16 protein-coding genes are annotated in these 21,492 nt (G+C 47.8%); 7 read left to right on the forward strand and 9 right to left on the reverse strand.

The annotated features are described in order from the left end of the window. Positions 1-15 precede the first annotated feature (15 nt). From BGP75_RS02835 to BGP75_RS26975, 3 genes are all read right to left on the reverse strand, one after another. Entirely contained in the window at positions 16-2,007 is a 1,992-nt protein-coding gene (locus BGP75_RS02835) for a von Willebrand factor type A domain-containing protein (protein ID WP_076714901.1), read from the reverse strand. Positions 2,008-2,205: 198 nt separating this feature from the next. Further along, the gene (locus tag BGP75_RS02840; RefSeq protein WP_076714904.1) at positions 2,206-3,750 is read right to left on the reverse strand and encodes a diguanylate cyclase domain-containing protein; all 1,545 of its coding nucleotides are present in this window, start codon (positions 3,748-3,750) and stop codon (positions 2,206-2,208) included. Positions 3,751-3,908: 158 nt separating this feature from the next. Beyond that, positions 3,909-4,076 (reverse strand): hypothetical protein, encoded by a 168-nt coding sequence (locus BGP75_RS26975; protein ID WP_158070053.1) that lies wholly within the window; start codon positions 4,074-4,076, stop codon positions 3,909-3,911. Here BGP75_RS26975 and BGP75_RS02845 point away from each other — a divergent pair. From BGP75_RS02845 to BGP75_RS02860, 3 genes are all read left to right on the forward strand, one after another. Continuing rightward, on the forward strand, positions 4,075-4,848 hold the full coding sequence (locus BGP75_RS02845) for a serine hydrolase (RefSeq protein ID WP_076714907.1): 774 nt from the start codon (positions 4,075-4,077) through the stop codon (positions 4,846-4,848). The two genes, BGP75_RS26975 and BGP75_RS02845, sit on opposite strands and share 2 nt — an antisense overlap. Positions 4,849-4,890: 42 nt before the next feature. After that, the gene (locus BGP75_RS02850; protein WP_076714910.1) at positions 4,891-5,445 is read left to right on the forward strand and encodes a GNAT family N-acetyltransferase; all 555 of its coding nucleotides are present in this window, start codon (positions 4,891-4,893) and stop codon (positions 5,443-5,445) included. A 710-nt stretch (positions 5,446-6,155) separates the two neighbouring features. Then, complete coding sequence (locus BGP75_RS02860; RefSeq protein WP_076714916.1) at positions 6,156-8,300, forward strand: MFS transporter; 2,145 nt, start codon at positions 6,156-6,158, stop codon at positions 8,298-8,300. Between the two features lie 735 nt (positions 8,301-9,035). On the opposite strand, the gene BGP75_RS02870 is transcribed toward BGP75_RS02860, so the two are convergent. The 4 genes from BGP75_RS02870 to BGP75_RS02885 all read right to left on the reverse strand — a co-directional run bounded on the left by BGP75_RS02870 (position 9,036) and on the right by BGP75_RS02885 (position 13,718). Beyond that, positions 9,036-9,413, reverse strand: a complete 378-nt coding sequence (locus BGP75_RS02870; RefSeq protein ID WP_076714921.1) for a RidA family protein — start codon at positions 9,411-9,413, stop codon at positions 9,036-9,038. Positions 9,414-9,560: 147 nt separating this feature from the next. Further along, positions 9,561-11,147, reverse strand: a complete 1,587-nt coding sequence (locus BGP75_RS02875; protein WP_076714923.1) for a BCCT family transporter — start codon at positions 11,145-11,147, stop codon at positions 9,561-9,563. A gap of 87 nt (positions 11,148-11,234) precedes the next feature. Then, a complete protein-coding gene (locus tag BGP75_RS02880; RefSeq protein ID WP_198939257.1) occupies positions 11,235-12,257 on the reverse strand; it encodes a dipeptidase in 1,023 nt (340 codons plus the stop codon). 15 nt (positions 12,258-12,272) lie between these two features. Next, complete coding sequence (locus tag BGP75_RS02885) at positions 12,273-13,718, reverse strand: aldehyde dehydrogenase family protein (RefSeq protein WP_076714925.1); 1,446 nt, start codon at positions 13,716-13,718, stop codon at positions 12,273-12,275. A gap of 208 nt (positions 13,719-13,926) precedes the next feature. Here BGP75_RS02885 and BGP75_RS02890 point away from each other — a divergent pair, with 208 nt between their 5' ends. The 4 genes from BGP75_RS02890 to BGP75_RS02905 all read left to right on the forward strand — a co-directional run bounded on the left by BGP75_RS02890 (position 13,927) and on the right by BGP75_RS02905 (position 18,668). Beyond that, positions 13,927-14,826 carry a LysR family transcriptional regulator gene (locus BGP75_RS02890; RefSeq protein ID WP_076714927.1) on the forward strand — a complete coding sequence of 300 codons (900 nt, stop codon included), beginning with the start codon at positions 13,927-13,929 and terminating at the stop codon, positions 14,824-14,826. Between the two features lie 311 nt (positions 14,827-15,137). Beyond that, complete coding sequence (locus BGP75_RS02895; protein ID WP_076714929.1) at positions 15,138-16,913, forward strand: hypothetical protein; 1,776 nt, start codon at positions 15,138-15,140, stop codon at positions 16,911-16,913. Positions 16,914-16,925: 12 nt separating this feature from the next. After that, positions 16,926-17,675, forward strand: a complete 750-nt coding sequence (locus tag BGP75_RS02900) for a DUF3726 domain-containing protein (protein WP_076714931.1) — start codon at positions 16,926-16,928, stop codon at positions 17,673-17,675. 258 nt (positions 17,676-17,933) lie between these two features. Continuing rightward, a complete protein-coding gene (locus BGP75_RS02905; protein ID WP_076714933.1) occupies positions 17,934-18,668 on the forward strand; it encodes a sulfite exporter TauE/SafE family protein in 735 nt (244 codons plus the stop codon). 102 nt (positions 18,669-18,770) lie between these two features. Here BGP75_RS02905 and BGP75_RS02910 read toward each other — a convergent pair whose 3' ends face one another. Next, positions 18,771-19,520 carry an ABC transporter substrate-binding protein gene (locus BGP75_RS02910; protein WP_158070054.1) on the reverse strand — a complete coding sequence of 250 codons (750 nt, stop codon included), beginning with the start codon at positions 19,518-19,520 and terminating at the stop codon, positions 18,771-18,773. 292 nt (positions 19,521-19,812) lie between these two features. Beyond that, positions 19,813-21,012, reverse strand: a complete 1,200-nt coding sequence (gene fdhA, locus BGP75_RS02915; RefSeq protein ID WP_076714935.1) for a formaldehyde dehydrogenase, glutathione-independent — start codon at positions 21,010-21,012, stop codon at positions 19,813-19,815. Positions 21,013-21,492 lie beyond the last annotated feature (480 nt).

The raw sequence follows: 21,492 nt of genomic DNA on the forward strand, positions 1-21,492 counted from the left end.
GGGTACCCGAAGGGATTACTGCTTGCCAGAGTCACTGACCTGAACCGGCTGTTCGAGGCTCTGTGCCATTCCCAACAGACGGATAAATTCGGCCCTATATCCCATGTTGTCATTCCCAATGGCTGTTTTTGCCAAGCTGATACTGTCGTCATATCCCCATGGTCCAATATAGCCAATGCCTCGTGACTTTTGGGCAGCCCCTGCAACAGCTGCGGCCCAGCGGTAATGTTCACTGGCCTGGGTGTAAGAGGGGAGGACATCCTTAACATAGATGGGCTTTGTGATTAATGTGCTTGTGCTTTGAAAACGGTTACTGCCAATCGGCTTCTTATAGCGAAGTTTTAAGAATGCCAGTTCAAGCTCTTCCTGATTGGATATTGATTCGATGTCGTCGGATTTATTGTTCTGGTCTTCATTCTGGCCATAACGAAGTTCCGGGATTAGTTCTGCACCAGATCCTTTGAGGGTGACTTCGTAAAGGGCTGTGACTTCGTGTCCTGCTCCTATTTCCCCCGAATCCTTTCTGTCATCGTTAAACTCGTGATGTTGCAGATGACGGGTTTCGTATCCTAATAATCGGTACTCAGAAACTACCGCTGGGTTAAATTCGATCTGTGCCTTAACATCTTTAGCAATCGTCATCATAGAGCCGGACATTTCATCCACCAGGTATTTTTTAGCTTCGTGGGCAGAGTCTATGTACCCGGCGTTGCCATTGCCAATTTCGGCCAGACTGTTCATCAGTTCGTCACGAATATTACCGCGGCCAAAGGTAAGAACGGATAAGGACACACCGCTTTCCCGCTCCTTTTCAATTAACTGTTTCAGTGCCTCGGTGCTGGTAGTACCAACATTAAAATCTCCGTCCGATAATAGAATAACCCGTGAGATAGCATTATTCGCCATAGCGCTTCTGGCTGTTTGATAGGCTAATTGGATTCCAGCACCTCCGGCTGTTGATCCTCCGGCATGAAGTTGATCCAGAGCGTTGATGATTTTCTGCTTCTGGTTACCAGGAGTGGATTCTAAAACCAATCCTGCTGCACCAGCATAAACGGTAATCGCTACTCGATCCTGTGGTCGAAGTTGCTGAGTTAGCATTCTTAGTGCGGTTTTTGCTAAAGGCAGCTTGTTTGATGATGACATGGAGCCCGAAACATCAATCAAAAAGGTAAGATTCAGAGGGGGAAGTTCTGATTTAGCAACCTCGTAACCTTTCAGGCCGATCATTATCAGGTGCTTTTGCTCAGCCCAGGGGCTGGGAGCGACCTCAGTCAATATGCTGAATGGATGTTCTCCGGCGGCGGGAGCCGGATAGTTATAGGAAAAGTAATTAAGCCACTCTTCCGTTCGAGTACTGTCGGCCCTTGGTAGACGGCCATTATTTAAATCCTGTCGGGCTATAGCATAGGATGCCGTATCAACATCAATACCAAAAGTACTTAATGGATCCTTTCTTACGGCCTTCATTGGGTTATCACTGAAACGGGTGAAGCGCTCCCGATCCTGAGGAGGTTCGGAATAATCGAGGGGAGAAGAGGGCTTCACAGATGAGGAAGACATTACAGGCGCAATTGCGCCGGTGGCCATATCATAACTGACGGCTCCCTTATGCTGTTGTTTGCTTTCAGCATAGGGCTTATTTGCGAGCTGTTTGTGCAGTGGTAATTGAACCTGGGTTTCAGCCCGGGAATAGTCTTTAAGGACCTGCCGAGCAGTCGACTCCTCCGAGATCGTTGCTGCGAGATCTGATTTTTCTTTCTTTCGTCCTTCATCTGACCGGAGGTTGGGGTTAGAAGAGCTGTATTCCTGTTCCTGGATTCTGTCCACTTCTATCGGCTGGCTATCTTTTGGGGTGTTTTTGGACTGACCGTTACTGAGTTGCTGAGCCGCAGGAGAGGGGCTGGGCGCTACGGTCTGAGCAGCTTTTTCAGAGCTGCATCCGAAAAGAATAACTGATGTGATGGCTATGGCCAGAGGGGCGGGGGTAAAGCGTTTGATAGTCATGATCTTGTTCCTTAGCTGTCCGTTTGTAGGTATAAACGTCGGGAACAGGAAAATGGGTTTAAAAAATCTGAAAATTTTTTTTACGGATCTAAGCAGATTAAAACAGCTGCTCTTTCAGCCATTTTTTTTAGCTGAAGTCTGCTGAAAGCAGTGCTAGGGGGGGAATGGCTCCTCCGTTATGGTTTTCCAAGTACTCGTCTACTTGTTGTTAATTCGAAACGTATTTCTCCCTGCTTTTTTGGCATCATACATCGCTATATCCGCTTTCTTGATCATATCATCTGCCTTACAGAGATCTTGAAAGGCGTGGCTGATACCGATGCTGGCACCGATAGTGACAGTGTTGCCATTGATGTTGAATGGTTTGGACAGGCATTGAATAATTCGGTTAGCCGTTTCACAACTGTGACTGGCGGAGTCTCTGTCTTCAGTTAATACAACAAACTCATCGCCGCCGATCCGAGCGAGAAGATCACTCTTTCGTATGATTTTACGGATTCTCTTGCCGATAAGGCATAATAATTCATCTCCAACCTGGTGACCAAGAGTGTCATTTACGTTTTTAAAATGATCAAGATCTACAAATAATACAGCGATCTTATGCAAGTCACCGTTGTATATCCGTTTGTTGATTTGCTGGTAGAGCATACGGCGGTTAGGGAGACCAGTGACGGTATCGTGATTCACTTGCTGAATCAGTTCATCCTGAATTTTTAACCTTTCAAATGTACTGCCGACAATGGCACCCAGCGTTCCTAATATATTGACTAAATGATCATCAGGCGTTCTCTTTTCAGCTGAGGCTGCATTGAGTACTCCAGCAATTTTTCCCTTCAGTCTGATCGGAATAGACCAAGCGCTAATCATGCCTTTTTCATACAGCAATTGGTGATCTTTGAAGGTTGAATTGGAAAAATCTGAATAATAGAGGGGCTGCTGCTCAGTTAAAGCACGCTTAAGGCCGGTATTGGATGCATCCATATAGCGGCAATTTAAGACATCACTACCGGTTAGCAGAGTGATTTCGAACGTATCACTTTCAGGTCGGTACCGCGCATAGCTCATTCTTTGCGACGGTATAATGCTTTGCAGTGTCGCTTCACATACTTTTAAGGTTTCGGCGATGGACACCGCTTCTGATAATTCCTGTGCAAGATGATGCATATTTTCCAGCTGAGTCGCATAGAAGCGGTAACGACTTGCTGTTTGCTCTCTTTCACGCAGCAACTTCTGTCGCTCAAGGTTGGTGGATACTAACCGGGCGACCAGCATTAATAACTCAAGAGATTGAGTGTTAAAACTCTGTGACCTGGTCGAGGCAGCATTAATAGCACCAACTGACTTTCCATGAATAATCAGAGGGGCATTGATGATAGATTGAATCCCTTCGTTAAAAAGTAATATCCCATCAAAGGTTTTGTCATCAGAATCAATGTGATGAAGTTGCCCCTTCTGCTGAACAACCGCTTGTCCCGTATAACTGTTTTGCAGGGGTAATGATTGTCCGACGGGCAGAACTCCTTCCTTTCCATGTAGGGCAAACACATCCAATTGATTACTGGCTGGATTTAGCAGGGTTACGCTGGCCCGCTCATTCGGAATTATGCTTTTTAGATTCTGTGCAAGTGTTGCGTAGATCTGGCTTTCAGATGCCGCCGCAGTGACTGCGGTAATGAAGTGGGCTAAGGCGACACTGACTTGAGGATCTAACGCAATTAAGCCGCTTGCAATCTTATTCACCATGATTGTCCCGGTAATGGGTAAAGCCTGTTTCCTTAGCTGTCCTCCGTTCATTTTAGTATAGCTACTTTGAGGATGTTCTGAAGAGTACGTAGCTGCACTATATGGGACGCAATTTTCTGGTCTTTCAGAACAGACAAACTCAAACAGATTTTTTGCATTTAATAACCGAGTGGGTAAAGATAGCCCTCCCTCAATAACCAAGTATTGGCTATCTTGAAAACACTCTCTCTGTTACTACTCTTGCTGGCGTTCAATATACAGTATTCCTGGTCAACCACGACAGGCGTCAGTTCTGTTCCAACGGCCGGTTTTTCAGAGGATTCCATGACTAACCCCTGGCTGGAACTGAATCCTGAATTGCTAAAATTACGCTCAGCGGCAGTCCTGGTGGTGGACTCGTCAGGGGCTCAGGTATTTAAAAAGCAAATAGATAACCCCATGCCTATCGCATCAATTACTAAACTGATGACTGCAATGGTTATTCTTGATTCCGATCTGCCATTGGATCAGAAAATTACTATCACCAAGCAAGACCGGGATCTGGTCAGGTTGACCGGTTCGCGGTTAAAGTATGGCGCGACTCTGCAGCGTAAAGAAATGCTGAAGCTGGCACTGATGGCCTCAGAGAACAGAGCTGCCAGCGCTTTGGCCAGGACTTTTCCCGGCGGTACCGAGGCTTTTGTCATAGCGATGAATAAGAAGGCAAAACAGTTGGGTATGGAGCAGAGTCACTTCAGTGACCCCGCCGGTTTGCAGGTGGAAAATGTTGCCAGTGCAAGGGATCTGGTTAAACTGGTTACAGCTGCCAGTAACTATCCGTTGATCGAATCAGCTTCCGGCACTCGTAAACTAACTGTCCATCCTTATGCTAAACGGGGACCCCTGATATTTGGCAATACCAACCGATTGCTGAAGAATAAAGCCTGGGATATTTCAGTGAGTAAAACCGGCTATATTAATGAAGCAGGACGTTGTCTTGTGATGAAAGCTGAAGTGGACGGAAATGAGTTAGTATTCGTATTGCTCAATTCCTTCGGCAAACTGACCCCCTATGGTGACTCAAACCGGATTCGCAAATGGATTCGACAGGGTACATAGACGGATTTGGGATGGTCTTAATCTGTTGGCCTGGAAATAGATATGTTTGATAGTGAACCCCTTGATCAAAGGTGTCATTTTGAAACCGAGCGGCTTCTGGTAGCAAGCTGGAAGAACCTGGTTAGCGGCTTCTCCGATAAAAATGATTTTGCCGACAAGGTTGTCAGTCTTATGACTCCGGTGGTAACAGGATCACTTCCTGAAGGTTGGCAGGATATCGATAGCAGGGAAAAGGCAGCAGACTGGATTAAAGCCAGAGCAGACGAGAGTACCTTTCTGACCGTTCAGCTACTGTCCAGCAAAGAGTTGGCGGGGTTTGTATTCTTGCATGACGCCGTTAGATCCGCGAATGGTTCAATTGACTTGAAGATTGGCTATCTGCTGTCTGAAGTGACCTGGGGGAAGGGGCTGGGGAGTGAGCTGATTGATGGATTGGTGACATGGTGTGAAAGGGCTGGTGATATAGCATCTGTGTCTGGTGGTGTAGATGCAGAAAACCTAGCCTCCATTAGGGTGCTAGAGAAAAACGGTTTTAGAAAAGTAGCAACAGGTGCTACATCAGAGTCTGTTGTTTTTCTGGAACGACATTTCAGGTAATCCGTTTTTGTAAACGGGCTTATAAAGTAAGCTGTCTAGGACCGGCTGCATAGAATGGCCCGCTCCCCGGTTTTCAGTCCAAGCCGATGCTTGTTAACTCTGTGTTACCGGCCGGAGTGTAAAGTGTTCCATGTGTTACCTTGCTACACAGTCAACGTTACCTTTCCCGGGTGAGACCGTAACACTTAACAGAGGTTAGTAGATTTATTAGCTTTGTTTTTTTGTTTATTTCTTAAATATCAATGAGATAGTTTTGTTGGCACGTAGCCTGCTATACTAAGAGTCAATAACAACAAGAATAATAAGAACAACAACAAATCTTCGAAGCAGATAACCTAATAAAAATAATAAGGGTGATCTGCGGAGTAAGACCGCCTCGCAATAAAAATAAAAATTGGGGTGCAGCTGGTTACTTAAGCACTGGAAGTTATCTTCTGGCTGTTGGGTGACCAGCACTCACTTATTCCTGTTCATTTTCTGTCTAACGCTCCCTATCCTCCTGGACAAAATCTGTCCTTTCCTGGCTGGCTATAAAAAGCGGCCCTCTGTAAGTTTTACTCACTTTTGCGTTAACTCGTTTGTTTATGATGGATTTAGAAGTTTAATCGCTTAGTTAGTGGCTCGAAGGACAAAGTACCTCTATAATCGCCTGCCAGCTATTTCAGCTATTCTTAATCCGCTTTCTTAACTAACTTTTCGAGATTATTACAGTGCGCCTAACTCTGTTGTCGCTTGCATCACTGTTTGTCAGTTGTTTTATTATGATGTTAGGCAATGGCCTGATTAATATTCTGCTGCCCGTTCGGATGGGATTCGAACAACTGGGCACAGATACTATTGGTATGGTGTTGTCGCTGTATTTTGTCGGTATGCTGGCCGGTGGTCTTTATGCTCGACACCTTATTCGGCGTGCTGGCCATATTCGTATGTTTGCCGGTTGCCTGGCTTTGGCGGCGGTAAGCATATTGGTCTGCAGTCTTTATACCGACGCAGTGCTCTGGGGAGCCATGCGAATACTGATTGGTTTCTGTAATGCCTGTGCTTTTACCGCGATGGAAAGTTGGTTGAGTGAGAGTTCTACCAAGGATAATCGCGGTAAAGTACTGGCGTTCTATCAGGTGGTTGTGCTGGTGGCTATGTTTGCCGGACAGTTCCTGATCAACCTTGCCAGCCCTCAGGGAACGGTGTTATTCGTATTAAGCGGAATATTGCTTAGCGCTTCAATTATTCCGATTGTTATGAGTCGTAATAGCGGGCCTCAGGTAGAAGAAGTGGAGGCTATGTCGCTATTGGCACTGCTTAAGGTGTCCCCGTTGGGGGTGGTCTGCTGTTTTATTTCGGGCCTGACCTATTCGGCGGCCTTCAACATGCTGCCAGTATTTGCCGGCGGTTATGGAATCATCGATTTTGAACTGTCTTTATATATGGGCGCGGCGATAATGGGCGCCTTTATTTTGCAGTTTCCGGTGGGGTATCTGTCTGATCGTTTTGACCGAAGATCTGTATTGTTAGTGATTCTGATCGCATCTGCGCTGGTTGGATTCAGCGTTACTTTTTTGGCCGGTCTGGATCTGTTCTGGCCTATGTCTATCGCAACCGGAATTACCTGCGGCATCATAGCCTGTATCTACCCACTGAGTATTTCCGAGTCGTTCGATAAGTTACGCCAGAGTGAAATGGTCGCTGCAATGGGATGTCTGATGCTGGCGTTTGCGATGGGTGGAATTATCGGCCCCTATTCAACATCCATCGTTATGGATCTGTTTGGCAACTCATCACTGTTTTTGTTTCTCGGTGTGGTCCAGTTACTGCTGGGTGTCTTTGTTGTCTATCGTATGTTTGCGCGGGTGGCTTTGCCGGTTGAAAAACAGGAGCACTTTGTTATGCAGGGAGCCGCTTCTGCAGCGATGATCGATCTTGATCCTCGGATTGAATACCACGAAGTAGAGAAACCACTGAGTCCGGAAGCGTTGATTGCCGCAGAGATTGCCGATTCTGATCCCGCTGCTGCAGTCAAGTTAGCTCGGGCTGTGGCTATATCGACCCCGGAGAAAGGGGCAGAGATTGCTGGTGCAGTGGCGACAGTGGAAGGGATTGATGTTTTACGACTCTACGAGGTCATGCTGGAAGCCGTGCCGGATCAGATTCAGTCTATTACTTCCGCAATTGTCAGTGCCAAGCCGGATTTAGGCTACGAGCTGGTGAGCAAGCTGGCGCAGTCTGAACCCGAGCAGGTTATCGAAGTTGCTGCTGAAATTGGGAGAACTATTCCTGAATTGCGACTGGAAATGGCGCGGGTTGCCGTTGAGGCCGCTCCTTTGTCAGCTGTAGAAGTGGCCGATTATTATGCCAAGGTTCTGGCCGAGGAGCGCGAATCGATACGTCCTGCAGACCGGGAAGATGAAGGCTATGAGCAGAGCTCGGAGGAATTGATTTCTCAGATTTCCAACCTGGTTTCACAGATTTCCAATCTTGTACCCGAGCAGGCCATGGATGTGGCAGTAAAAGTAGTTGAGGCAATCCCGGACATGGCTGCTACAGTGGCATCGGAATACGCTGAAAACCTGTCTGAATGTCGTAGTGAGGAAATGATTCAGGAGTTAATCGATACCGTTGACAGTATTAATACTCCGGAGGAAGCCACTCAGGAGCTTAATCAGGAAGCTGTGGACTTTGTCGAGCGCTTATCAGAAGCGGCTCCAGATCAGTCGCTGGATATTGCCGGAGCGGTTGTTGAGGCGCTGCCGGAGTGTGCTGATGAGATGATTAATGCTCTCAGTGAGGGAGAAGAGCCGTTAGAGAATGAGATGGTCGTCAGTCTTGATGACCGCCCTGAAGGCAAAACTGCCTTATAGAGCGCTGCCTTGTAGATAGAGTACCGTCCCGTCCCTTGGATAGAGTCCATCAATAGCTATTGATGGACTCGGTAATATCCAGCCTAAGGGCTGCTGAAGTATACGCTTGGTGCCTTAGCTGAAGGAATGGTTGAATTGTTCCAATGCAGCGGGCTCAAGGGAGCGTCTGGTCAGCCAGGCCTGCACTTCTGTTTTGTAGAGTGGCCTGGTTATCGGTTTCCATACCTGGCGATTTTTCCATGTTTCAGCAGGAAACAGTTCCTGGCAAATCCAGGTTTCACCATTGTAACTTTGGCGTTTTATTATTCTTAAATTTTTATTAATTTCTATCATATATACTCATTCTTAGATCCATCTGGATCAACACAGGCTTTAAAAGCGTGAGCTTTGTCCTTAGGTCATTTAATAGAAGCTAAAAATACTTCTAAATTAAATTTAACAGGTGTATCGGTGACACGCTTTTTTTCAATATTTTAAGTAAACGATACCTGCCGCATTGCTTTATGACAGGCATAGAAACAAGCGAGAGATAAGGTATGTATGTATCAGAAAGGCAGATGGGTTGAGCAGAATTTTATTCGAAGAGAACGATCTACAAGAACACAGGATGCGTAAAAAATACAAAGCAGGCAGCACCATACGCGAATATTGGGCTGGTTACCAGAAATATTTGCGTATGGCTACAATTCCAGCTGCTTAGGGCCAGAACATGTGGATAAAGGGTCTCTGATAGAGTTATTGAGGAACGGCAGCGTATGCCACAATTTCGCAGAGCATTTCTTCACGGGCCAGACCGGCGACAATCATTGCTGCACGATTGGGGTAAGGAGCTTCGAAATATTCCCCATAGATTTTATTAAATACTGGCAACTGATCTCTGTCGGTAACGTAGATCAATACCTGGGTCACGTCCGCCATGGTCAGTTCAGCGGCTTCAATGGTGTGCTTGAAGTTTTCCATGGTTTGACGAGCTTGAGCTTCAATGCCCCCTTCCACGACTTTCCCTTCGACATCAATCGGAATCTGGGCAGTAGATAGTTGGCCATTAGCAATGACAGCCCACTCTAAAGGAGCTTTGGAAGCGAAAAGATCGGTTTTTACGGCTGTTTTCATTTGAGTAGTCGACGTTGATTAATTGATTAATGAAAAGGTTTTATTCGCTATAAATGAGTCACAGTTCTTTACCGAAACCGTTGTCATTTCCGGAATAAAAAATGGAGCGGCGGGCACCGCTCCCAAGACTAGTTGATCCTCAAGCAGTTATAGCCCCTGTTCGTCAGCCATCTTTCTGGCAATCTGCGGCGCAGTCCACAAAGAGGGAAGTAAGACCAGAGAAACCGGTACAGCGGTTATAACGATAAAGGATTGCAGAGCGGAGATACCACCGGAGCCGATAGAGATGAGCAGAGCAGCAATAACTCCCATCATAATTCCCCAGAATACCCGCACAGGTGCCTGCGGATGATCTGTACCGGTCATTACCATTGAGACAGCGTAAGTCATGGAATCACCGGTGGTGGCCACAAAAATAGTGGTCAAAATCAAGAACAACACCGAGATAAAGAATCCCATCGGGAGCTGTTCAGTGATTGCCAATAAGGCTGCTGGCAGGTTAAAACCAGTGAAAGGCTCGGAGATCACACCTGGGTTGGCCAGTTCAAAGGCAAGCCCACTACCACCTACAATGGTGAACCAGAAACAGGTAATGATTGGAGCAACAACAGAAATCAGCAGAACCATCTCGCGAATGGTACGACCACGAGATATACGGGCCACAAACATCGCCATCAATGGACCATAGCCCAGGAACCATCCCCAGAAAAATACCGTCCACCAGTCCAGCCAGCCAGGGCTGGCACGGAACGTTGCCATTGGAACAAATTGATCCAGATAGATCCCGAAGCTGTGCAGATAGCTGTCGATAATGAATGCAGTTGGGCCAAACACCAGAATGAAGGCCATCAGAGCTACAGCCAAAATCACATTAAGTCGGCTAAGGACTTGAATACCCTTAGTTACACCGCTAACCGCTGACAGTGTATAGATTCCGATCAGGCCTAATAATATAGCCACCTGGGTCCCGTATACATTGGGAATGCCGAACAGCTTCTCTAATCCAAAGCTAACCTGCAGGCCAAGAAAGCCTATGGGGCCTACGGTTCCTGCCACGACTGCCAGTACGCAGCTTGCATCGACAATTGCTCCCAGAGGACCGGTCATGACTTTATCTCCGAATACTGGATAAAGCAGTGTCCGTGGCTTCAGTGGCAAACCTTTTTCATAGTGCAGGTACATGAAAACAATACCTGTAAGGCTGCCAAGAATAGCCCAGGCCAGGAACCCCCAATGCATAAAGCTTTGTGCCAATGCATTATAAGCAGCCTGAGTCGTGCCTGTCTCTGCGCCTGCATTGCCTGCAAATAACGGTGGTGGAGAGGTGAAATGGGCCATGGGCTCTGCAGCAGCCCAGAATACACCACCCCCTGCCAGCAGGGTGCACATAATGATGGATATCCACTTGAAGGTGCTTATTTCCGGTACTTTGATACCTCCCAGTACAACCGAGCCGGTGCGGGTAACTGCCAGAAACAGACCGATAATAAAGGTTAATAACAACAGCACCTGCCAATATGCACCAAAGTATTTGGTGGAAGTCGAAAAACCGATACCCACCCAGCTTGATACTATTTCGATGTCATAAAGGGCTAAGGCGACGAAGAGTGCCAACACTCCGCCACTGATCAGGAATACTGGCATATCGACGCCTGCCAGCCATTTTTTTGTGGATAAGCCTTGCGACATATCAGCCTCTTGGGCAGCCAGGGAGGCCTGGGATGTATTACTCATTTTAGTCTCCTGATGGATCTTTATACTTATTGGTTTATCAGGGCCCCAACGACAGCAGACGTCAGGGCTGAGTGAACTGAAAAAGCGTCAGTTCATGGTCGTTTGAGGCTTGAGCCCCTGCTGAAGAAAGTTCAGCCAGTTACGGCCCATGATTTTTGCGACATCCTCATCGCTGAACCCGCGTGATTGCAGCCCTGCGGTGATGTTTGGGAAATCCCGGCTGTCGCGGAACCAGCTCAGGGGACGAGGCCAGTCGGCATTGGATTTAGAGCCTTCGCCGTAATCCATTTGCTTCGACCAACGCCCATTGCGCATCCATTCAAGAATTGACAAGGGTTGCTCCTGACAGAGATCGGTACCGATACCGATATGATCGATGCCCATCAGGTCAGCAGTACTTGCGACCATGTCGCAAAAGTCTTCCAGACTGCAATCGGAACCGTTCTTTAGATGGAACGGATACAGGCTAAAGCCCAGCAATCCACCAGATTCACCCAGTGCTTTCAGCACCCTGTCGGATTTGTTGCGCTTAGCTTCATGAAAACTGGAAGGATTGGCATGGGATATCACTATTGGACGCTCTGAAATTTCGATAGCATCCAGAGTGCTGCGCTCACCACTGTGACTCATGTCGACAATCATGCCGACTCGATTCATCTCCTGAATAGCCTGTCTGCCGAAACGGGTAACACCGCTGTCTTCAGCTTCGTAACAACCACAGGCCAACAAGCTTTGATTGTTGTAAGTCAGTTGCATGATCATCAGATTGAGCTCACGCATCACTTCAATCATGCCGATATCATCTTCGATTGGAGAACAGTTCTGGGCTCCGAACATGATACCGACCTTACCTAGCTGCTTGGCGCGGAGGATATCCCCCGCGCACTTTACCGGCATGATCAGATCGCCATGTTGCTCAAAGTGGCGGTTCCATTCGGCAATTCTCAGCAGGGTTTCGCGAATTTGCTCATGGTAAACAATGGTCGCGTGGACCATTGTTACACCGCCTTCGCGCAGTTGTTCGAAGATCTCCGGACCCCAGTTGGAGTACTGAAGTCCATCCACGACGATCAGCTCTTTATGAAACTGCTTTAAGGTTTGATTACTCATCGTACCAACCCTCCGTTAGGCACGGATATAAGTGGTTTTGACGATGGTATAGAACTCTTTTGCGTAGCTGCCCTGCTCACGGGGACCAAAGCTGGAGTCCTTACGGCCACCGAAAGGTACGTGGTAATCGGTGCCGGCGGTGGGGAGGTTAACCATTACGCAGCCTGTTTGAGCGCGGCGTTTAAAATCAGTTGCATACTTCAGCGATTCTGTACAGATGCCGCCGGTAAGGCCAAAGTTGGTGTCGTTGAGGGTGCTCAACGCTTCTTCGTAATCCTTGACCTTGATAACGCAGGCGATCGGTGCAAATGCTTCTTCACGGTTAATGGTCATGTCATTGGTTGTTTCGGTAAACAGCGCTGGTTGCATGTAGTAACCGTCGGTCTCTTCATTCAGGACTTCACCGCCGTAAACTAACTTTCCACCTTCCTTCTTGGCCAGTTCCAGATATTGCAGGTTCTGCTCCATCTGACGGGCATCGGCAACGGCACCAATATGAACACCTTCTTTTAAGGGATGACCGACTACGAGTTTCTTCATGCGCTCAATGACTGCCTCAACAAAGCGGTCATGAATACCTTCGGTGACAATCAAGCGGGAAGAGGCAGTACACTTCTGCCCTGTACCGCCGTAAGCACCGCCTACCGCGCATTCTACGGCGTTATCCAGGTCTGCATCATCCAACACCACGAGCGCATTTTTGCTGCCCATTTCCAGTTGGCACTTAACCAGATTCATGGCGGTAGCTGCAGCTACCTTACGGCCGGTATCGAGAGAACCGGTAAAGGTCAGAGCATTAATCTGCTTGGAGTTGATAAGGATATCGCCCACTTCTGATCCTGGTCCCATAACCAGGTTAAAAGTACCGGCGGGCAGATTCTGGCGGGAAATGATTTCAGTCAGTGCCCAGGCACTGGCAGGCACCTGATTGGCGGGTTTCCAGACCACTGCATTACCAAATGCCAGGGCTGGAGCAATTTTCCAGGCACCGGTAGCTGTCGGGAAATTCCAGGGAGTAATAATGCCTACAACACCGACTGGCTCGCGACGGGTTTCGATTTCGACACCGGGTCTGACAGAATCAGCCGTTTCACCCATCTGGCGCAGAACTTCGGCTGCATAGTAATGAAAGAACTGACCGGATCGATAGGTCTCGCCTACACCTTCGGCAAGGGTTTTACCTTCTTCCCGGGCCAGAATTTCACCGAGTTCGTCTTTACGGGTAATCAGTTCATCACCAATTGCCATCAAGACCGAATAACGTTGTTCCAGGCCACTTTTCGCCCACTCTGCCTGACCTTGGACGGCAGCTTGAATAGCTGCTTCAGCCTGAGATTTATCGGCCTGAGCATAGTGGCCAATCACATCACTGGTATCAGCAGGGCTAACGTTTGCTACATTTCCATTGTTACCGTCCACCCACTCGCCGTTGATGTAATTGTGAAATACTGAGTCGGACATGTTGATCTCCTGCATGTTGGGCTGTTTTTACTGGGCCTGAGTGATCTTGATTGAGGGTATCAAGCCAATTGAAAGTCGTTGGAATGATCATAAATCTCGTGGTTTAATAATAAAAATTAATAATAGATATCGTGTGATAAATTAAACTTATCTAATTGGTTTGTGATTTGTTACCGACCTGTACATTGAGAAGTAAGGAGCTATCGCAATGCTGCCCGAATTGAAGATTGCCCAGTTGCGCCACTTTGTTTGGGTTGCTGAATTGAGAGGCTTCCACGCGGCTGCTGAAAAAGCCCACCGGACCCAGCCAGCAATTTCTCTATCAATCCGTGATCTGGAGAACAAGCTTGGAGAAGAGCTTTTCGAAAAACGCAGTACTCGTGCTGCCAAAACCGAACTCACTCCTTTTGGTCAGCACTTCATGCCAAAGGCCAAGGAACTGATCGCTCATCATGACCGTATTGCAAAAGATATGACCCTGTTGTCGGAGCACAAGACGGGGCATTTGCGTCTAGCTTCAGTGCCTTCCATTGCCAGTCGGGTTTTACCGGATCTGCTGCTACGTTTTATTGCTGATGCGCCTGATTTACACATCAGCTTCTTTGATGACAACTCGGATGCAGTTTTAAAAATGGTGGAAAACCAGCAGGTGGATTTTGGCATTGCCAGCCTGTTTCATGAACAGGATCACAGTGACAAGAGCTTTACACCGATCTGGGAAGATCAAATAGGCGTTGTCTGTCCGAATGATCATCCTCTGGCAGACAGACCATTTCTTCACTGGAAGGAGCTGCGATCATCCCGGCTGATTGCCAATGGTACTTCGCGATTGCTGGAAGATACCGAAGCCCGTCCTTTGTTAGGGCATTCTCAGTTCTACATCTCCAACATGATCTCATTGATTGCCATGCTGGAAGCGGGCTTTGGCGTAACGACCTTACCCTGGTACGCAATGCCTAAAGAAAATACCAAACTTAAATTTATACCCCTGAAAACCCCAAGCGTGGTACGTCGAATTGGTATTGTGCAACTGAATAATAAGTCTCTGACACCATCGGCACAGGCATTGGTGGATTTTATTCTGGCTGATAGTCAGCAGAGAAGTTAGGCGCAGTGGAATAACGCTTTATCTGGACTGGTTCTGCTTAGGCATATCAGGTTTACCGCGTGTAGTGGAGCTGGAAAACAAGAACGTTGCTACAGAATTAAGCGCTGGTTAATAAAGGCTATTAACAGAAAAAATAATACTTTTTGCTGATTTGATAAGTAAACCTTATCAAACGATATAACCTTTTCATTTGAGTGGAATAGGTTTTATCCCCCATGATTACCTCAATACTCAGCAACATCTGTGCACCGACAAAAATAACTCCGATATTGATTGCGCAGATGTGGTCCAACTGAACGAGGATAACAACAATGACAACGCCAGCAGCTATTAATGCCTCCCTCAGGGGCGACAATGCATTGCCGCTGCGACCAGCAAGCCAGGCGATGGATCTGGAACGACTGGGCGCCATGCATCAGAGCCGATTGAGTTTTATGCGTACGTTGGTGCGCCGGATCATGCGGGAACGCTGGCAGATTACAGCTGTTCGTTTTGAGCTTGATGAGCAGGGCTATGGAACTGTGGTTTACCAGATAAAAACGCCCCACGGCCTGTTCAGTTTCGTTCTGTTCTCCAATTATCTGGCCGCAGAAGACCGAAATGACCGAGTTATCGCGACTCAATGGGATTTGACTATGGCGCTGGTCGAGGGGGAGGTCAACGACCTCTATCTGGAAAAGCTGCGCCAGAATGTGCCTAAACAAGAAGCTGGTCGTGTAGATTCCCGTGTTTTTGTCTTGTCCCGCGCTAACCGCAGTGCTCGAAACTTTGATTATGTGGTCAATCAACTGGCCAAGGGTGAGCAACCGGATGTGGCCCAGATAGCCCAGGTTGGTTATTTATACCGAACCACTGCGGTTTATGGCAGTGGTAAGTTAGGGATGGCTGATTGGGAAAAAGTACATACTCGTTACCCTGATTTTGCCCGTCCGTTTGCGGCTGAGATGTTTGTCTGTCTGATGTTACGTAACTTCAGTCTGCTTCAGGCTGAGCATATTGCTAAACATAAGACTCCAGAGAGCTATCAACCGATGAAAGCGGAAATCAAGCGCTTTTTCGGGATTGGTAACTCCACCGGATTGGGGATGGCCCCTTATCTGATAAACCATCCGTTGTTGATAAATCAATGGGTTGAAATGCGTGAGCTGGCATTAGCCCGTGTTCGAGTACTGGGTAATATTAACCAACGGGTACGTCAGCAACTGAGAGAGCTGCTTGATCGCTGTTATCAGCACACTTCACAGACCGTTACTGAGGACGAGTGGCAGACCGCAAATAACCAGCAGGTGCTACTTGATATTAAAGCCTTCTGTAATCAGCTTGATGAATCTTTTGAAAACTGGGATTCGCTGATTAAATGGAGTGAGCAGCATTGCTCTTTGCAAGGACAAGAACTTTTGGTGTCAGTCATGCTGGAACTCTATCCGGAGCTGGTTGATGATCTGGGAGATTACTACCACGCAGAAGAATTTCTTGATCTGGATCCGCTGATGCCAATCCAGCAACTGAAAAAAGTCGTTGAACAACGTTACGACTGGGCTCTTAACATCGATTTTGCGGCTGAAGGTGCCCGTGAGACTTTCTGGTATCGATCTGAAGAGAAGATGGAACCCCGCCTGGGTAACACCACTGAGGATGAGGGCAAGCAGAAGCAGATGGCTTTGGGGGTGGGTTACGCCGTTCGCAAATGTTATGACCAGCTCTGTGAGTATGCTGCTGAACATCCGTTGCATACCACGGCCCGATTTATGGTGGCTCGTCCGAAACTACGGGGAATTGTGCGCCGCATCCAAAGTATGGATCGTTGTGTTTATGGTGATATCCAGGCGAACTTGCTGGATCGTGATGTGCTACCGATGCATTTACTGCGAGCTAAGTTAGCATTTTTCGGAGTGGGCAAGTTTGACCCACGTTCCCGTTTATGGGTACGCAATACGATGTTTCAGGGAGCCCCATTGCTGGAAGACATCGGTAAGACCTTCAATGATGACTGGTTTATGCCGCTTGCACCATCCTTGCAACAGTCCCGGCAACCATCCCAGCAAGATCTCAGCGAAACCTCATCTAACACGCCGTCGCAGCAGTAAGGGAGAAGAATCATGCATATTTCCATGAATGAACTGAAGGCTGCACTGCGCCGTTGTTTTGAAGCTGCTGGTTATTTTGTCGGTAATTATGAAGATGCGGCAAATATGATCCTGTGGCTGGAGAAACATGGTCTGAATGGCCTTGGCGAACTCAAGCGGGCACTGCCCTATATCAACGTCGACAGAGACAAGCCACTCAGTACAGTGATCTATGAAGACAGTACCTCCGCCACTATTGACAGTAACGGCCGCAGCGCGCTCAATTGCATTGCCGCCTCTGTTGATCTGGCCCACGCAAAAGCCCTGGAAAGTGGCATAGCGACCATAACGGTTCACAATTGCCACAACCGTATGTTTATCCTTAAAGCGCTCACTGATTGTGGTCGACGTGGTATTAGTGTCGCTGCCTACTGGCAAAACGGCACCCAGACGGTGACAGAGCATACTGCAGCTATTCGGTCTGGTGATCGTTATCCTAGCTACAGTGAAGCTATCACCAGTTTGTCAAATAACCCGGATGATAAGCAGACGCTGACCATCATTTGCAGCTCACGGGTTGATCTCACATCCTCTTTGCAACAGTCAAAAGGCAATCGCCAATCCAGCTATATCAGTTCCTCACAGTTGGCTGAAAATAAGGAGCAGGTTATCGACAACGGCATTGAAATTGACGAAATCCTGTGGGCCGAGATTAATCGTATCGGAGAAGGGATTCTGGTTGAAAATAGCGAACGTTCAAGAGAGGGAGCCGGCGGGCAGTAACTCTGTCATCTGCTGATAATACTAGGCGCTATGAACAAGTCCCGCCTCTGAAAGCCCGCAGAGAACACAAAGAACTTCTTAACCGGACCCCTGGTACGCGAATATATTCTGTGAGCTATCCTGAGCGTTTAACAAGGCCTCGATAGCTTTTCAGTCAACAGGTTTTTTCCACCGTTTCCAGTTGCCTGTGTTTTGTCGCGACAATAATATCGGGCTGTAATAGACTGCCGCCTTTTCTCTCTTATCGGACTGACCTGGATGGCCTATTCAGCGTACGAGCTGCTGGCATTGATAATCGTTACTTGCGGTATTGCTCTTCAGACTTGGGTTGGTATCGGTTTTGGATTGCTGGCTGCTCCTTTGCTGTATCTGATTGATCCCGCTTATGTCCCGGGCCCAATACTTATCCTTGGGTTTGCTCTCTCTGTGCTGGTTGTGTTGAAAGGTCGAAGTGAGCTTCGTTGGCGTCGCATTATGCCTGCTATTGTCGCTCGCGTCCCCGGTTCCTGGTGCGGGGCATTGCTGCTGGTGGCGGTACCTGAGTATCTGCTCAGTTTGTTGTTTGGAACTTCCCTGCTGTTGGCAGTGTTACTCACCTGGCGGGCATTCCGGCTTCAGATGACAGCCTTAAGTTTAACTGTCGGGGGATTTTTTTCGGGACTTATCGGTACAGCAACATCCGTGGGAGGCCCTCCCATTGCGTTAATTTATCAAGAGTCTAATCGAATGACCGCACGCAATGAAATGGCAGCGTTCTTTCTGATTGGTACTCCTGTTTCAATATTAATGCTGATATTTCAAGGGCGTGTTGACCCGCTCAGCCTGTCTCTTAGTTTGAAGATGTTACCGGGGCTATTACTGGGTTTCTGGCTGGCATTGCGTTTCGATGGTCGCATCAACAATCGCTCGACAAAGAGCGCCATTTTGCTGATTGCCACTCTTTCTGCAATAGGCGTTCTTTATAAGGGAGTGGCAGGGTTCCTGGCGCTCTGATATTCGGTTATTTTGCGTCACTAGCCACGGTGATAAGATCAGTTCCTGTTGTGGATTGCATCCGCGGGTTAGGTTCTTTAGTTTTCTTAGCCGGATCGTCTATTAAAAACCGTGCTTTGCCAGGATTCTTCCATAGCTGCCGTCAGCCCGAATTTTTGCCAAACCTCGGTTGAAGTCATTAGCCAGCTTCAGGTGATCTGGATTTTTCCGGCTAAACATCAGGTGCAGGGGTTTTGAATCCAATAATGGACTCAGGACAACAACTTCGCTTGAATTGTGGTATCGAAGGCGATTGGTCTCATGTTGGAACACGGCAAGGGATGCTGCAATCATGTCGACCCGTCGCGCAAACAACATTCGTGTGACCAGTATTTGATTCATGGCGTATTCTTTATTGAGAAAGTTTGCTGAGTCAAATTCCTCGGTATAAGCCCAGCCTCGGTTTACGCCGATCTTGTAAGGTGTCAAAGCCTTAAGATCTTCATATTGACTGATTCCTGTTTCCTTCAGTGCTATTAGGCCGATATCAATATTGAAAAAAGGATCACTGAAGTGGTAAAGCCTGGATCGCTCTTCTGAGTAATAGGCGCCCATCACCATATCGGCACCGCCATTTTCCACCAGTTTCATTGCCCGTAGCCAGGGGTACCACTCAATCGTTGTTTGGTATCCTTCGCGCTCGAAGGCTGAGGCAACAATATCGGTAACGACACCACCGGCTTCTAACGTTGATGCGTAAAATGGTTCCCATTCGGTTGTGACCATTTTTAATTCTTCGGCCCAAGGGGTTTTGCCGGGTGATCCAACGAGCAAAATAAAGATCAGCAGGCCAAGATATGGCTGATATTTCATAAGTGATCTCCCTGGCATTTGCATCAATCACAGACTGTTATAGATCCTACCAGTGAGCTATTACAACAAGCACCAGTAATGGGGTTATTTTAGCAGGCAAACAGTCGTCGTGATTTTAAAGGAGGAGTAACTGCATCTAGGCAGTTTGTTGCAGCGGGTGTAGGGACGTTAGTCGGTGGAGGGACAATCTCCAGATGTACTTGTATCCCTAAGCAGTAGCAGGACCGGAGTCTTTTGCCCCAGTCCCGGATTATCAAAGTCCTGTTTTAACGCTGATGCCTACTTAAGTGATTTAGGCGGCGACAGTTCCATGAGGATCAATTACAAACTTCTTGGCAGCGCCTCCATCGAAGTCTGCGTAGCCTGCAGGTGCCTGCTCCAAAGAGATCATCTGTACGTTCACCGCTTTAGCAATGTCTACCTTGTCAAACAAAATAGCCTGCATTAGTTGCCGATGATAGCGCATGACCGGACACTGACCGGTATGTAGTGAGTGAGACTTGGCCCATCCAAGCCCGAAACGCATGCTTAGAGCACCGATTTTGGCTGCATCATCTTCAGCCCCCGGGTCTTCAGTAACGTACAATCCGGGAATACCGATTTGGCCGCCGGCTCTGGTCAGCTGCATGGCTGAGTTCAATACCACGGCAGGTTGTTCCTGATGATGATCGCAACCACAGCCATGTGCTTCAAAGCCAACACAATCAACAAAAGCATCGACCTCTCGTTCACCAAGAATCTGCTCGATCTTGTCTTCCATGTCCCCATCCTGGCGCAGGTCGATGGTCTCGCAACCGAAGCTGCGAGCCTGCTCAAGACGCTCTTCTATCATATCTCCGACAATCACACAGGCTGCTCCCAGTAACTGGGCGGAGACAGCTGCTGCCAGTCCAACAGGACCGGCTCCAGCAATATAGACCGTAGAGCCGGGACCCACACCTGCCGTGACACAACCATGGAAACCGGTAGGAAAAATATCAGACAGCAGGGTTAAATCACGGATTTTCTCCATAGCCTGATCAGAATCGGGGAATTTCAATAGATTAAAGTCGGCGTATGGCACCATGACGTATTCTGCCTGGCCTCCAACCCAGCCACCCATATCGACATAGCCATAGGCAGCACCAGGACGGGCGGGGTTAACATTAAGGCATATTCCTGTCTTGCCTTCTTTACAGTTACGGCAGCGACCACAGGCAATGTTGAATGGAACGGAGACAATATCTCCAGGCTTTAGAAACTCTACGTCATTACCGCACTCAAGTATCTGACCGGTGATTTCGTGCCCCAGCACTAATCCTTCAGGAGCTGTTGTTCGTCCGCGGACCATATGCTGGTCAGAGCCACAGATGTTGGTGGTCAGGACTCTGAGAATGACACCGTGATTACATTTTCGGTTTCCCAGTGCAAGCTCGGGAAATTCGATTGATTCGATGGCAACTTGACCGGCGCCCTTATAGACGACACCGCGATTCGCTGGATGGCTGCTCATAGTTTTGTTCCTTGTTATTTTCTTGGTCCCGTTAACACCTGAGGCATAGAACTGCGAAGTGTTGATAGGTTTTGAAGATGGATTGTTCTTAAGGGTTGATGCGCTGTTAACTGTCTACAGCGATTAATCGCAGTCTGCTTCCTGAAGGGAAGGGGTTTTTAAGAGGTTTTTGGGGTTTTATTATCCCTTTGCTCTCTTCAGTGTACTGCCCAACCACTCTAGCCCTAGAGCGCTCATGTTAGTTGTCCAAAAAGGTCCTATAAATGTCGATAAAAGACGAAAAGTCCATGGTTAATGAAGGGGATTGGGTGGTGTTTTCCACTTAAAAGACAGGCTGAAGAGTGGTTGTCAATGCGCCGTAATTGCAGCTGGAGCGATCAGGTTCTGACACTGAATATCGTTTTATGAGCAATAGTTGTCGTTTATGGGCAATTCTCGAATGTGTAGGTCGCTTTTAGGCCATTCAACAAATGCCCCTCA

The sequence above is a fragment of the Motiliproteus sp. MSK22-1 genome (genome assembly GCF_001968815.1).
In the GTDB taxonomy this organism is placed as follows: Bacteria; Pseudomonadota; Gammaproteobacteria; order Pseudomonadales; family Balneatricaceae; genus Motiliproteus.

Bases quoted from the DNA above. Each gene is read 5' to 3' on its own strand.
- BGP75_RS26975 (WP_158070053.1), bottom strand. From the start codon at position 4,076: ATGGAATCCTCTGAAAAACCGGCCGTTGGAACAGAACTGACGCCTGTC.
- BGP75_RS02910 (WP_158070054.1), bottom strand. From the start codon at position 19,520: ATGAAATATCAGCCATATCTTGGCCTGCTGATCTTTATTTTGCTCGTT.
- BGP75_RS02875 (WP_076714923.1), bottom strand. From the start codon at position 11,147: ATGAGTAATACATCCCAGGCCTCCCTGGCTGCCCAAGAGGCTGATATG.
- BGP75_RS02895 (WP_076714929.1), top strand. From the start codon at position 15,138: ATGACAACGCCAGCAGCTATTAATGCCTCCCTCAGGGGCGACAATGCA.
- BGP75_RS02890 (WP_076714927.1), top strand. From the start codon at position 13,927: ATGCTGCCCGAATTGAAGATTGCCCAGTTGCGCCACTTTGTTTGGGTT.
- BGP75_RS02880 (WP_198939257.1), bottom strand. From the start codon at position 12,257: ATGAGTAATCAAACCTTAAAGCAGTTTCATAAAGAGCTGATCGTCGTG.
- BGP75_RS02845 (WP_076714907.1), top strand. From the start codon at position 4,075: ATGACTAACCCCTGGCTGGAACTGAATCCTGAATTGCTAAAATTACGC.
- BGP75_RS02850 (WP_076714910.1), top strand. From the start codon at position 4,891: ATGTTTGATAGTGAACCCCTTGATCAAAGGTGTCATTTTGAAACCGAG.
- fdhA (WP_076714935.1), bottom strand. From the start codon at position 21,012: ATGAGCAGCCATCCAGCGAATCGCGGTGTCGTCTATAAGGGCGCCGGT.
- BGP75_RS02840 (WP_076714904.1), bottom strand. From the start codon at position 3,750: ATGGTGAATAAGATTGCAAGCGGCTTAATTGCGTTAGATCCTCAAGTC.
- BGP75_RS02885 (WP_076714925.1), bottom strand. From the start codon at position 13,718: ATGTCCGACTCAGTATTTCACAATTACATCAACGGCGAGTGGGTGGAC.
- BGP75_RS02905 (WP_076714933.1), top strand. From the start codon at position 17,934: ATGGCCTATTCAGCGTACGAGCTGCTGGCATTGATAATCGTTACTTGC.
- BGP75_RS02870 (WP_076714921.1), bottom strand. From the start codon at position 9,413: ATGAAAACAGCCGTAAAAACCGATCTTTTCGCTTCCAAAGCTCCTTTA.
- BGP75_RS02835 (WP_076714901.1), bottom strand. From the start codon at position 2,007: ATGACTATCAAACGCTTTACCCCCGCCCCTCTGGCCATAGCCATCACA.
- BGP75_RS02900 (WP_076714931.1), top strand. From the start codon at position 16,926: ATGCATATTTCCATGAATGAACTGAAGGCTGCACTGCGCCGTTGTTTT.